The sequence below is a fragment of the Leptospira langatensis genome, from assembly GCF_004770615.1.
GTDB classification, from domain to species: Bacteria; Spirochaetota; Leptospiria; order Leptospirales; family Leptospiraceae; genus Leptospira_B; species Leptospira_B langatensis.
On sequence record NZ_RQER01000008.1, the window covers coordinates 71,826 to 84,174 of the forward strand.

The 12,349-nt window shown below is 44.3% G+C and carries 21 protein-coding genes; all 21 read left to right on the plus strand.

Features of this window, described 5'->3' with window-relative positions:
• The first annotated feature begins 6 nt into the window (after positions 1 to 6).
• The gene (locus EHO57_RS14105; protein ID WP_246050703.1) at positions 7 to 924 is read left to right on the plus strand and encodes a ParB N-terminal domain-containing protein; all 918 of its coding nucleotides are present in this window, start codon (positions 7 to 9) and stop codon (positions 922 to 924) included.
• Entirely contained in the window at positions 921 to 1,949 is a 1,029-nt protein-coding gene (locus tag EHO57_RS14110) for a DNA-methyltransferase (protein ID WP_135698398.1), read from the plus strand. Before EHO57_RS14105 ends, EHO57_RS14110 begins: the two co-directional genes overlap by 4 nt.
• Positions 1,931 to 2,308 (plus strand): hypothetical protein, encoded by a 378-nt coding sequence (locus EHO57_RS14115; RefSeq protein ID WP_135698399.1) that lies wholly within the window; start codon positions 1,931 to 1,933, stop codon positions 2,306 to 2,308. The genes EHO57_RS14110 and EHO57_RS14115 overlap by 19 nt, the downstream gene beginning before the upstream one ends.
• On the plus strand, positions 2,305 to 2,622 hold the full coding sequence (locus EHO57_RS14120; RefSeq protein WP_135698400.1) for a hypothetical protein: 318 nt from the start codon (positions 2,305 to 2,307) through the stop codon (positions 2,620 to 2,622). The genes EHO57_RS14115 and EHO57_RS14120 overlap by 4 nt, the downstream gene beginning before the upstream one ends.
• Positions 2,619 to 2,876 carry a hypothetical protein gene (locus EHO57_RS14125; RefSeq protein ID WP_135698401.1) on the plus strand — a complete coding sequence of 86 codons (258 nt, stop codon included), beginning with the start codon at positions 2,619 to 2,621 and terminating at the stop codon, positions 2,874 to 2,876. Before EHO57_RS14120 ends, EHO57_RS14125 begins: the two co-directional genes overlap by 4 nt.
• Complete coding sequence (locus EHO57_RS14130; protein ID WP_135698402.1) at positions 2,821 to 3,255, plus strand: hypothetical protein; 435 nt, start codon at positions 2,821 to 2,823, stop codon at positions 3,253 to 3,255. The genes EHO57_RS14125 and EHO57_RS14130 overlap by 56 nt, the downstream gene beginning before the upstream one ends.
• Entirely contained in the window at positions 3,239 to 3,445 is a 207-nt protein-coding gene (locus tag EHO57_RS14135; protein WP_135698403.1) for a hypothetical protein, read from the plus strand. The genes EHO57_RS14130 and EHO57_RS14135 overlap by 17 nt, the downstream gene beginning before the upstream one ends.
• 446 nt (positions 3,446 to 3,891) lie before the next feature.
• Positions 3,892 to 4,560 (plus strand): hypothetical protein, encoded by a 669-nt coding sequence (locus tag EHO57_RS14140; RefSeq protein ID WP_135698404.1) that lies wholly within the window; start codon positions 3,892 to 3,894, stop codon positions 4,558 to 4,560.
• 12 nt (positions 4,561 to 4,572) lie between these two features.
• On the plus strand, positions 4,573 to 5,136 hold the full coding sequence (locus tag EHO57_RS14145; protein WP_135698405.1) for a hypothetical protein: 564 nt from the start codon (positions 4,573 to 4,575) through the stop codon (positions 5,134 to 5,136).
• Between the two features lie 31 nt (positions 5,137 to 5,167).
• Entirely contained in the window at positions 5,168 to 5,725 is a 558-nt protein-coding gene (locus tag EHO57_RS14150) for a helix-turn-helix domain-containing protein (protein ID WP_135698406.1), read from the plus strand.
• A complete protein-coding gene (locus EHO57_RS14155) occupies positions 5,709 to 7,364 on the plus strand; it encodes a hypothetical protein (protein ID WP_246050704.1) in 1,656 nt (551 codons plus the stop codon). Before EHO57_RS14150 ends, EHO57_RS14155 begins: the two co-directional genes overlap by 17 nt.
• A 34-nt stretch (positions 7,365 to 7,398) precedes the next feature.
• Entirely contained in the window at positions 7,399 to 7,755 is a 357-nt protein-coding gene (locus EHO57_RS14160) for a dATP/dGTP diphosphohydrolase domain-containing protein (protein ID WP_135698408.1), read from the plus strand.
• On the plus strand, positions 7,745 to 8,263 hold the full coding sequence (locus EHO57_RS14165; RefSeq protein WP_135698409.1) for a hypothetical protein: 519 nt from the start codon (positions 7,745 to 7,747) through the stop codon (positions 8,261 to 8,263). Before EHO57_RS14160 ends, EHO57_RS14165 begins: the two co-directional genes overlap by 11 nt.
• A 223-nt stretch (positions 8,264 to 8,486) precedes the next feature.
• Entirely contained in the window at positions 8,487 to 8,999 is a 513-nt protein-coding gene (locus tag EHO57_RS14170; protein ID WP_167882922.1) for a hypothetical protein, read from the plus strand.
• 61 nt (positions 9,000 to 9,060) lie between these two features.
• A complete protein-coding gene (locus EHO57_RS14175; protein ID WP_135698411.1) occupies positions 9,061 to 9,294 on the plus strand; it encodes a hypothetical protein in 234 nt (77 codons plus the stop codon).
• A gap of 9 nt (positions 9,295 to 9,303) precedes the next feature.
• Positions 9,304 to 9,576, plus strand: a complete 273-nt coding sequence (locus tag EHO57_RS14180) for a hypothetical protein (RefSeq protein WP_135698412.1) — start codon at positions 9,304 to 9,306, stop codon at positions 9,574 to 9,576.
• On the plus strand, positions 9,573 to 10,007 hold the full coding sequence (locus EHO57_RS14185; RefSeq protein WP_167882923.1) for a helix-turn-helix domain-containing protein: 435 nt from the start codon (positions 9,573 to 9,575) through the stop codon (positions 10,005 to 10,007). Before EHO57_RS14180 ends, EHO57_RS14185 begins: the two co-directional genes overlap by 4 nt.
• Before the next feature lie 247 nt (positions 10,008 to 10,254).
• A complete protein-coding gene (locus EHO57_RS14190; RefSeq protein ID WP_135698414.1) occupies positions 10,255 to 10,962 on the plus strand; it encodes a hypothetical protein in 708 nt (235 codons plus the stop codon).
• Positions 10,955 to 11,458: an ASCH domain-containing protein gene (locus EHO57_RS14195; protein ID WP_135698415.1), complete on the plus strand. Its 504-nt coding sequence runs from the start codon at positions 10,955 to 10,957 to the stop codon at positions 11,456 to 11,458. The genes EHO57_RS14190 and EHO57_RS14195 overlap by 8 nt, the downstream gene beginning before the upstream one ends.
• A complete protein-coding gene (locus EHO57_RS14200; protein WP_135698416.1) occupies positions 11,434 to 11,904 on the plus strand; it encodes a hypothetical protein in 471 nt (156 codons plus the stop codon). The genes EHO57_RS14195 and EHO57_RS14200 overlap by 25 nt, the downstream gene beginning before the upstream one ends.
• 11 nt (positions 11,905 to 11,915) lie before the next feature.
• On the plus strand, positions 11,916 to 12,349 hold a 434-nt coding region (locus EHO57_RS14205), incomplete at its 3' end, for a TIR domain-containing protein (protein WP_135698417.1).

Here is a 12,349-nt window from a genome sequence, read left to right on the forward strand (position 1 = left end):
GGCTCTGTGAATACTGCTGTAATCCCCGAAACCGATAGGAAGATCTCTGATGAAATAAGGGAAATGGCCGCTCCGACCCGAATACCGTTGAAGGCGTTAAAGCCGCACCCGAAGAATCAGGTATTGTTTCCTCCGAAGTCTGTGGAATTTATAAGGTCGCTTGCAGACGATATAAATAGGCACGGTCTGCAGGAGCCCATTTCGGTTCGAGTGGTTGACCGGGGCGAATATCTCATTTTGTCCGGGGAAAATCGGTTTAAAGCGGTAACGCTCCTTGGATGGGACGACATTGACGCGCACATTGTAGATCCGGATGATGAACTTGCTTATCTGATCTCACGAAATATTGGCCGCAGACAAACGGGCTACTCGGGCCGCGTGAACATATACACTGCATATTGTCCCGACTTCTTCCAAGGTAAAAAGGTCCAGAATGACAGACTGGTAGAAGTTTCAAAGAAAACCATGATTCCACTCGCAACACTCAAGAGCGATCTCAAGAAGATTCGCTTAGGGGCCGGAGTTAAAGATATTACAATGGACCAACTTAAGGAACTTTGGTCTAAGAAAAAACTGAAGGGCTTACGGCTCAATCTATCAGATATGGGCAACGGCAATTTTCTACTCCAAGTTACCGGGAAGAATACTGAATATCAATGGGGCCCAGGAACGTTTCGTGAGGTAGTTCGTCAATCGGCGGAGGCGGCCCAATCCAAATATTTCGATAAAAATTTCCGGCCGGAAAATATGGCCTTAGCAGAAAAGATTAAAGAACTTCGAAAAGCTGCCGGATTAACACAATTCCAGCTCGCTCAAAAATTAGGGTACTCTCAGTCCTACTTTGCCGAGTTGGAGGGTGGAAAGTGGGAATGTTCCGGAACGTTGTTTGACGATATATTCCGAATTTGTGAGGAGCGGATGTGAATATAAGTTTGTTTCACGGAGCTGCTCGAGTTGTTCTTAAATCCGGTAGAAAAAGGGGATTTATAGATTCGGTCGTTACCTCTCCCCCATATTTTCAAAAAAGGAAATATTTGGCGGAAAATCATCCATTAAGAGGATTTGAGATTGGAAGGGAACGAAGTCTTTCTGAATACGTTGAACATTTAGCCGGAACGTTTCAAGATCTCATTCCCTGGTTAAAACCAACCGCTACAATCTTTGTAAACATAGGAGATACTTTCAGAAATGGATGTTCTCTGTCGGTTCCCTGGGAATTTAAGCGGGCAATGCAAGCAAGGGGATTTCAATTTGTTCAGGAACTTCCTTGGATAAAATCGTATTCTACTGATGATGGCAACGTTGGTTCTTCTCGCCCAGAATCGGCGAAGAGACGGTTTACTGTCGGGCATGAGTATGTGTTGCTCTTCGTTTTAGATCAGAAGAAATATTTCTTAGATAAAAGCAAGGTTTCAGTTCCACTATCGGGTGTTGACCCCAAAAATCCACAGGTCCACGTTGCTTTAAAAAGTATGGGTGGAAATGCGGTAGGGAATTACGGTGGAGTCGGGAAAAAGAAATATATTGATCATGGTGCCGAGGACCCATCTGCTTTAAAAAGGCGTATTTTGTCTAGAAAAATGGATAAGATGCTCAGCGGAGATTTTACCGCTTCTCGCCGTGCTGCTTGGTTTATTCCCACCCCGAATTCTACTGGGGAAAATACTGCCCAGGGTCCGGAAAGATTGTTTGAGATTTGCATTCAGTCGGGAAGTCCAGAAAAGGCCGTTATTCTCGATCCATTTATGGGTCCGGGAACAGTTGGAAGAGTATGCCTTAGGAATGGTCGGTCTTTTGTTGGAATCGACATTGATGAGAGCATGGTTCAGGAATTCCGGGATTACGTTATGGAAGCTGGTGCAGGGAAATTGCAGCGTGAAAAGAAAGGAACCTTTACGCATTACTTTTCAAATAAGGTTCAAGAGAGAAAATGGAAATCAATCGCCTAAACCATCACTCGGGACAACCCGCTCTTCGTGCGCCAAAGGCCCTTTGGTATCTCGTCCTTGCTAAAGAAAAGGACGATGTTTGGAAGTTGGTAGACCGCGATAAGAATCTCGATGGTGCTTACGCCCTTTGCATATATTGGAAACTTAGAAAGCGTAGTAGCGAAGTTTACGTAAGATTGGGACACGATTTAGAGCGAGGAACGTTGTTTACACAAAAAGAAGTGGAATCCTTAGCTCTTCCCTGCTTTTCCTTGGAAATAAGATACCATTCTCGTTCGAATGAAATTGATTTAGATGTTTTGGATGGAGTATCTGACGATGATACCCCCGTTGAACTAAAAATGCAGGAGCGGGTATGATGGTTTGGATCCTGTCTTTTACCACTGGCCTATTTCTTCTCCTATTACTTGGTGTTTCCGCTTTTGCTGTGGAGTTAGTTTTTAAGCTTCGCGAAATACACCATAAAGGAGCGGGCATCGAACAACCGCGAGATTTTACGATCCTTCGGTCGATTCGGATGGTTGTTCTGGGCTACGAAGAATACAAAATTCTCCTCAAACTTGCCCAAGATGGCGAGAACTTCAACGCGCTAATCAATGGACTTGGAGAAACGCTGAAAGCAGTCGGATCGGAGCCTTTACCGGAAGCAAAATCGAACCAGGAAGAGGAATGAGCCAATTAGTACCTGCTCAAGGGGAAACATATTATTTTGTCACCTCCGATGGGAGTATTCTTGATGTGCCTTGGAACGGTGATGAAACGGATTATGATCGGTTAGGATTTGGTAACGTATTCCGAAGGAAAGGTAACGCCGTCGCTGCCCGCGATGAAATGAAAGGATTATTTCGGAAATATAGGAAGGTAAACTCAAATGGTTTCCAAACGAATAACAGAAAAAGTCAAGGAAGCCGCAACTCCAGAGAGTAAGACAGCATCGAAGTATTCCAGCAAGCTTTTCAGAAGGGATAACCGGCTAGAAATGGCAATCCAGGGGATCTTCGCCTTAACGGATGCGGGAATATCTATAAATGCGGAATTACTTCGCCATATCGTTCGAGATCACTATAAATATTTTGTTCAATTTGAAGATTCTATTACGCTAACGATCGAAGGTTATCGGAGGTACGCTCTCGAAATTGAATCTCTCCTTAATGATAAGAAGGAACCGTTGGCAGCGTGGGAACGCGACGATTGGGAAGTAGAGTTGCGAGAAATACGGGAATGGCTATCTCTTCTTCGCAAGGCAGAACGTAAGAAGAATGCCCGTAATAGTAGGCAAGGGAATGTGAATGAACCAGAAGGCTAAGGAGAATGCCGAGCAATATCTACGAGAGAATCGTTCCAAGAAGAACGACGGACGATTGTTTGGCTATCATTTGACCGCAGTCTTAGCGTATGCCCGCAAATTGGAAAAGCTAATAGAGAACAAATTATCGAAGGATGACCTTCAAAAGATATGGGAACATTCTGAAATAGACGATAACTTCTCGTCTTGAGCCAATATGAAGGGTAGAAGAACTTGCGAATATACCGGAAAGAGGAGTTTTAAAAATCGCAAGATCGCAAGGGATAAAGCAAAGCAATTTGCAAGAATGTTCAATGAAGCGTTTTGGGACTATCGCTGTCCTAACTGCGGAATGTTCCATCTTACGACGAAACGTCCTTGGCGTAAACCATTATCAAAACCATTGGCTGAGAGGGTTTTAAGTATGGAATCCGAGAAAATGGGTCCCCAATTGTTTACTAGCCGAGAGTGGCAGAAACTATATTTCGAGAGGGTGAAGGTTCTCGACCCCGATGGATGGGACCGAAGTAATTTCGAATATTCCTGGAATGAGGAACAGATTTCACAAATTGAATTCGAGCGGCGGGTTTGTCTTTCGACATGTAGATGGAATCTTATAAGTCCCGAGAAGATGAATACAAGGGTGGACGGATAAAAATGGAAAAAGAAACGCAACCCCAGGTATCAACAAAGGGAACTGATAACGAGCTCGGAGAGGAATATCTCGAATATAATAAAGGCCGGGTCAAACAAAATAGTTCTTCGATAGATAAGACGGTGGATGCACTTAAACGGACCTCGGCAGATCTGGAATCGCTTACTCGAGAACAAGAGGTATTGGCCGCTATTAAGTGGGATCCATATAAAAGCTCTCTGAACAAGATAACCCACATTTACTCGATATTCGAAGGCAGAGGAACTCATAGAATTAGAAGCAATTCAAATGACAGATTAAATCCAACGGATGAGAGAGAATTTTGGAGCTTATATGAAGCGGGAGGTTACTTCATAAATCGACAACCGTTCGAGCAAATGCGGCAATGGGTCATGGCATGTCTTAGGATATGGAAATGGATTTCAGAAAAGGATCCTGTGAATCTTAACGGAATGTTGCCTGTCTGGTTTGAAGTAGGGCTTCCGATTCAAGATTTCCCGGAGCGTCGCATAGGGATATATAAAATAAGTAGAGAATCGGTAGGTCATTCTACTTCCCCCTTTAGATTTTCCTGCTTCGAGAGAGCGGCGGAATGTATTGATGAGGTTGGGTTTGAAATATGGCTGAGAGCACTTGCCGATCCTAAATTTGCTCTGCCTCCTGATGTTTGAGTGAATTTTATTTTGCAAGACAAGATATTTATTCAAAGAGACCGGTGTTCTGGGCATTGCTGTGAAAGATTTTTACTGCCTTTCTCACCCGAAAAATTAATCGAAGCCGGAGCATGGCTGAAAGAAACTTATTCGGATTCTGGGATTCGACTTCCGCAAGAAACACCCGAACAACCGGTGAAACGGCCATTGAGGGAAATATATGAGATGGATGACGAAGAGAGGGAGAGAGAAGGGATCTCGCTATTATGCTATAATCGCGAGGAAATAACAAAAGTTTCTGACATGGCGATCCCTTTAGGCATCGGCTTCCCTGGGGATCACCATGAAGGAAACTGCTATCCAGCACAGCAATTTATTTATACTTGCAAATACTTTGAAAGAGAAACGGGGAATTGTCTCAATTATGCTGATCGCCCAGATGTATGTCGAAGCCATGGTGTGCGCTATGAATGTCCTCATCCGAAATGCACGATGAGTGGATCTCACGTTGCTTGGGATGAGGCTGGGTGGAGCGATTCCGTAACAAGAACAGAGATTGTTCAGCCTGATAAGGCGCCCGATTTCGATGATTAGCCGGTATGCTTGCGGCATATAGGATTCGTTAATGGCCGCGAAGAAGAAAATACCTAACCTAAAAGGGAAATCGTCCGGCAAAAAAGTACAAAATCGTACAAAAAAGCGATCATCCCGGAAAAAGGGGGTTCAAGAGCCTGAACGAATCATTGGGAAGGATACCAAAGCCGAAGACCGTTATTATCCTGAACTAGATATCGATCAGGAACGAGCCGTTCTCTATTTTTCTGCAAGGTATTCTATCGAGCAGGTTTCAGAAATCCTCGGTTATTCAAAGAATACTATTTATAAATGGCGAGCCGAAAAGCCATTTAAGGATGCTTTGGAACGAGAAGGGAGTCTCGTCATACAACTCCAAAGGGATCGGTTCCATCGGAGCATCGACGAAGCGTTTAACACGCTCCATAAAGGAATCTCTGGTAAGAATGGTAGCCCAAGTCTTGCCTTTCAGGTGTTGAAGGAAACAGGGCACCTTCCGACTACAAAGGAAAAGTCCGCTCAAAAGAAACAGGTCGAGCAACTCCTCGCTCAATTTTTAGCCGAGATGAAGGAAGCCGTTGATGGGGGTCTTGGTGAATCAGAAAACTAAGCGTAAGGTTGAAAGCATATTCAGCAAATATCCTCCGGAAGTGATCGAACTTGGGCTCGCTAAATTAACGCAGGAGAGAAGGGAATTTGCAGAACAAATTGATTCTCGAAAGACCGTTCGGGCGAGGGTTTTGCAAAACTTTCGCGAGTTTCTCAAAGAATATTTTGGGCATTATTTCTCATGCGAATTTGGCACCCAACAAAATGAACTTATCCGGGATGTACATAAGTTTGCGAATAAAAAGAATCGAAGTCCAATAAAGCTCGTTCGAGCTCTCTCAAGGGGATTCGGAAAGTCCACTATTCTTTCCTTGTGTGCCGTTTTATGGCTCATCCTTCGTGGAGACTGGTCGTTCGTGATTATGATTTCTTCTACTCTTGAATCCGCGAAGGACTTTTTGCGGAAGATCGTGGAGGAGGTTGAGGACAACCAAAAGCTAATTGATGACTTCCCAGAGCTCAATCCTGCCATAGATAGAAAAGGACAAAAAGTTTCGTGGAAAGATACGGATATTGTCTTTCGGGGTGGAGCTCGAATTATCGCCAAAGGGTTCCTGAATGCCATTAGGGGAAAGCGAAACAAGCAACACAGACCTTCGGCCCTAATCATAGATGACCCTGACGAAGAAAAGGACGTAGTCTCCGAATCTACCATGCGACGAAAATACCGTTGGTTCGACCGGGCAGCGATGAAACTAGGGTCCGGGTGGGGAATCGACGTTTTAATGTCTTATACTACCATTGCCCCCAATTGTGTGGGTGAGGTTGTATTTGCTGACGACGATAAGTACCCTGCGGATGAAGGGTGGGACAAAAAGAAATTCAAGGCTATTGAAACGGATTCAAATGGAAAAGAATATTCAACATGGGAGGAAGGAGCACCCCTTGCACAACTGTTAAAAGAGCGGGAACAGGATCCGATTACGTTCGCCCGTGAAAAGCAAAACGAAGTGTTGGCAGAGGTTGACCAGCGTTTCAAAGGATTGATAGAACGGTATCATTTTCCTCCTACGGATTCTTGGAAAGGCTGGCGCTTGACACTTGGGGTTGACCTCTCCCTCGGTAAAAATGAAAAATCAGATTTATCAGCCATTGTTGGAACGGCCCGATCTCCCGAGGGGAAAATATTTGAAATATTCTCTGACATTCAGCGTCGTAGACCAGATAAAATCGCCGACGATTTAATCATCGCCCTAACTCTTTTCCCGTGGGAAGTATGCGGAATTGAGGAAACTGGAAACCAAGAGCACTTTCATTTTCTAATACGGGACCGGATCAAGGAATACAATAAGACACACGAAGATAAGATACTCGTTCCTATTGTTCCGGTTGAGAGTGGTGGGGATAAAGAAAAGAGAGTCACCGGAGCCCTCCAGCCACTGGTTGCGACAAAACTTCTTGTTCTCCGCGATGATTCCAAAATACTTTATAAGGATTTAGATGAATATCCGTATTTTGGGAAAGACGGACCGGATGCGTTAGAATTCTCGGTAAGGTTGCAGAGGACAGGAACCGTTTCAACGCGATCCAAGGAATCTATTGAAGCGGCTAGGGCCGCCAAACCTAAAAAGCTTGCGGACATTCGTGGGAATCGAATGAAATCCATGGGGATTGACCCGGATCTTTATCCTGGAAAATAATGGGAACCGTTTATACGGTCGTTATGCTCACGGTATGGAACAACAATCAGACCCGACCGGAAGGTCTGCACATGAGCCTGGGGCGAAATTGGATGCAGGAAAACTCCGTTATAGCCTGATTCTTAGGAGTATGTCGGGGGCGATCACCGAAGTCGTAAAAGTAGCGGAATACGGAGCTCGAAAGTATTCAGTGGATGGCTGGAGATCTGTTCCGGACGGAATTCAAAGATATACAGAAGCGCTTGACCGGCATAACTTCGCGGAAATTAACGAGGACACGGATCCTGAGTCAAACTTACTCCATGCGGCCCACCTTGCTTGGAATGCTCTCGCGAGATTACAATTGATTTTGGAAAAAAAAGACGGTGGGGAAAGTGAAAATGGATCCTAAGAAAGGTTCGAAGGATGTTTGCTTTTCACATGATGAGCTAGTCGAAATCGCTTTCTCATGGGTTCAGCGTCGGACTTCCTGTGGCGTTGTGATAAAAGAAGTGGCGAATACTTCCGCCCAAGAAATCCCAGACGTTATTGGCTTTGGTTCAGGGGGACATTCCTTTTTGATTGAATGTAAAGCTTCCCGGGCAGATTTTCTGAAGGATAAGAATAAGTTATTCAGGCAATTTCCGGAAAATGGGATGGGCTCCCAGAGATTCTATTTGTGCCCGGAAAATATAATTGGAGTGGAAGATCTTCCCGTTAATTGGGGACTCATCTGGGTAAATGAGCAAGGGAAGGCGAAGCTTAAATATAGTCCTTACAAAGGGAACGGGAGTGAAAGAACTTCGTTGCATCCGAAGAATTGGAAAGCTGAACATGGACTCCTGTATTCATGTTTACGACGTGTCTTCCTCAATGGGTATTTAGATTGCATATATCCGTTCCAAGAAAAAAAAGAATAAGTGAATTTCTGTGGGAATAAAAGTTGTGAAAGATCATTCCTGAGTGATGTTTCCAATATCTTCTTCGTATATCCTAGCTGAGACACTGCACAACCTCACTCTCGCAGAAGCGCAAACAAACGCTGATATCAGATTGCTAAGTCGAAAGGCCAAGAGCTCATCGGACTTACAAAACCAGGCCAAAGGATCCATAATACTCAGGTGGATCCTTTATCTTTCCCATTTGGATGAAACTTTACCCGTAGGTCTTAAACCAGGAGAGACAAAGCTATTATTCTTCTTCACGGCCGCTTTCGGAGCCGGTCTAGGTTTATTTCAAAAAGAAATTCTAATAAATGTTGGAGTGCCTCATTTAGATAATCTTTTTGGGCCGGTTGCATGCTTGGTCTTCCTTCCGTTATATTCCCTAAGTTTATTGCGTTCGCTAGTAGTACGAAAACGAAGGAAAGATCTTATAAGGTTTCTTGGGAAACGCTTCAGTTACTACGGATTAAGCGTTTATCTTGGAGTAAAAACGGAGGAAGAATTCAATTCTTACTTACAAGCAGAGTTTATTTCCATGGGTGATAAGTGGATGCTGAAAATTGGTGAATCAATCGCCGTTGCGCGACATATTGCATCGCATGGATGGGATACACCGGTCCAATCTCCCGTATTGAAACGCATGTTAATCAAAGAAAGGCTGAATATTCAACGTCGTCCGAAATCGAAAAAAAGGAACAAAATTAGAAAATAGACATAGACGTACAAATATACTCAGTATATTGTCAGTAAATACGGAAGATACTGAGTATATCATGGCAAAAAGCAAAAAGAAATACTGCCGTGTCCGGCTATCCAAATACATCCATCTTCTGAAGGATGGAAAAGCAGAACACCCGGAAACATGGTGCGGCCAGGGTGCTGGAAAACTAACTCTGCATAACTCCACACGTACAACTTTGGATATTGCGAGTACCACCTGTCCGAATTGTTTAAGACGCCAAGATTATATTCCGAGCATCCAGCGTATCGTGAATGCGAGCCCCTAAGGAATTTGCATGGAGCTTAACGAAAGAATAAAGAAGAAAGTCCGGGAAGAAATCCTAAAGCGGGATGTCTTTTATGAACCGATGGGACAAAGTATTATGCTCAAAGATGACGGATACCTCATTGATAACCTAAATTGTATAGGGCGAACGCTCGCCCGGATTCGCGGTTGGGGCCGTCTACGTTCCAAAAAAAGTGAACAAGAAGCAATGGAACTGCAAGACGGATTTGGTCTAGTGATGGCGGATCTGATAAATCGATTTCGCAAAGGAGAGATCCAGTGAATTCGAAGCTGAAATCATCTTATCCGGAAAGGCTGTGCATCGAAAGGAGAGGGGCGGCATATTATGGTTTCTTACCAGACTTCCCGGAATGTCAGGCGGAAACCAGTGACTCGGAAATAGAAGTTATAGATGCTTTAAAACACTGGCTTGCTCAAACGAAAGGAGCCAAGTCGCCCGCAGCAATTTCCTTTATCGTAATCACTCCGCAAGTATCTAAAATCATTGGCGATGCGGCGCATAATCACGGCCTTTCTATTATAGATTTGTTAAAGAAAGGAAGATATCCCGAGGTAGTCGTCGCGCGGAGAGAGGCTTTCTTGGCGTTGTTAGAGATCAAGCTTAGTAAATCGCAGATAGGCCGAATCTTTAATATGGAGCACACCAGCGTTCTTTATTCGATACGACGGAGTAAGGAGGAATTGATCCGATGACGCACAATATTATTTTGTCTCGGCCAATGGACCATGAGTTGATCCAAGGAGACTGCCAGGAAGCGAGAATCTTTCCAGCTTACTTTGGCCCTGAGGTTGGATCAAAAGTGGATGTTTACTGTGAAGTGCAATCAACGAAGGAAAAAACGCCAGATCATATATTTCGCGGGAATGGAATGAAGGTCCTCGCATGACAAATGAAAGATTCTTCGTAATTCCTGGGCCTCGCCATTGTAGTGGGAAAATATTGAGTAAATCTGGTACGTCGGACTGCGGACAGTTTATTCAGCTCGAAGCAGACAACGCTTCCGGGTGGTTTCGCCTTTCTGAAATAATAGAGATTCCTCATGATTTTATTCAGAGCCAAGTAGTGATGGATAAGGACTCTGATAGGTTCGGAGTAATTAAGTCGTTGGATCCTGAATTTGCGGAAGGTTTTGGGGCAGTCCTCTCGTTCCTGGATGACGAGGCCCCCCAAGAAAAGCAAGTTTCTCTTCAAAGAGTCCTAAAGGTGCGACCGGATAACAAGATTATACCGTTGGTCAATGATAAGTCGCTTATAGCTCGGAATTCTAAGAAAGGAGTAGAACGGAAAAACCGTTTCGTATTCCAATCATTCATCCTCGACCGTGATAAAATAGGGGAATCCCAGTTTATTTCTATTCCGCGAGGTACGAACTTGATCGGAGTCTGGGTGGAAAGGACAATAAACCCTCCCCAAGAAATTATTCACGTTTCTGGTTTTTCTGACCGGGAGCAACCTATCGTAAAAAGGGAAATGCTAATTATTTCAACTCTTCGGGTTGCTTCCATTTCCGAAGTTGGTCTTTTACATCTCATAGGGCACACCAATATATCTGTTTCCAACTTTATGCAAGATGAACTGTTTATCTTCACAAAATGGCCGGAAAGAGATTGGAGTCCTGAATTTCAGGGAGTGGAATCTCATGTTTGAATATCCCGTTCTTTCCGTAAAGGAACCTTGGACCACTCTAGTCGCCATGGGTGTAAAGCCAATAGAAAACCGAAGTCGTTACTTTGGATTCCGCGGTCCCGTATTGCTTCATTCTTCGTTGAGTGTCGATTGGGAAGCCATGGAAAACCCGGAATACGAGGAACTAATACGCGTATACCGAGAGAATAACCACTTGGCGAAAGTTCTTATGTTACGACATAGCCGTGGTCACAACAGCAAGCTTTGGAACGCCCCTCTCCAAGCAATCACGGCCGTGACGATCATCAAAGATTGCCGAAGACCGGAAGAGATGTTGGATTCATTGGATCCTTGGTATGCTCAAGGACAAAACGCATTGTTCGTGGAACATTCGCGTCCTTTATCTAAGCCAATTCCCGTAAAAGGGAATCTGGGAATTTGGAAGTTTCGCACTGATATTAAAATCCCGGAGTTTGAGGAGGTGCATCAGTTATGGAAACAGCAAAGGGCCGTTTAGTTAAGAACAGAAAATGGATGAGATACGACTATCCACCTGCTGGGGAGCTAACTGCTTTCGAAAAGGACGCTTTGTCTTTAACGGTAGGATTTAATATTCTGAAACCTGTCCCTCAGCCGTACTCACTTGAACAAATTGAATCCAAGAAAGGCAAGGCCCTAAACGGTTTTACCTTCTTCTTTTTTCATTTTGATACAGAACGCTCGGATGTTGATAGTTCCGTTCCGGCATGGTGGACAACCGGGCTTAGGCATGGCCCTGGAAGATTCGGAGAGCATGCAACGTATCCAAACCGGACGCCCCGACCCGTTTATAAATCAAAACTCGATGCTCTGCTAGCACTCAGATATGAGGCATCTTGTCATTACGCAAAGCGATTGGCAATAATAGATCAAGCGATCGCAAAAGAAGAATCATCGGAAGAAATTTTAGAACATTCAGCATAAGGAGACAAGCAATGAGTAAAAAGGAATATCAACCTAAGTTTATCTATTTTGCAGCGAGCTGGAAACACAAACATGCCGTTGAATTGCTTACGGAGTATTATAGGGAACGAGGCTTTCTTGTGAACAGCTTCGTTGAATTAGAAGGGCAGTTCGAGACCAGCGAACACGGGCCTGGGATATCGTTGGACCAATGGATTAACAGTCCTGACGGTGAGAAATGCTTTCGGTTTGATATAGATTCGGCCATGGGAGCAGATTTGGTAATTTATATTGGTCCTTCTGGTACAGACGCATGGGCAGAAGTAGGGGCCGCGTACGCAAAAGGAGTGCCAATCTTTGCTCTCTATGCGAAGGGAGAGCAGTCCGGATTGATGCGCAGGATGGTAAGCAAGTGGTTTGATGACTATCTGAGTTGCTTTGAGGCATCGGTAAAACTATTACGACC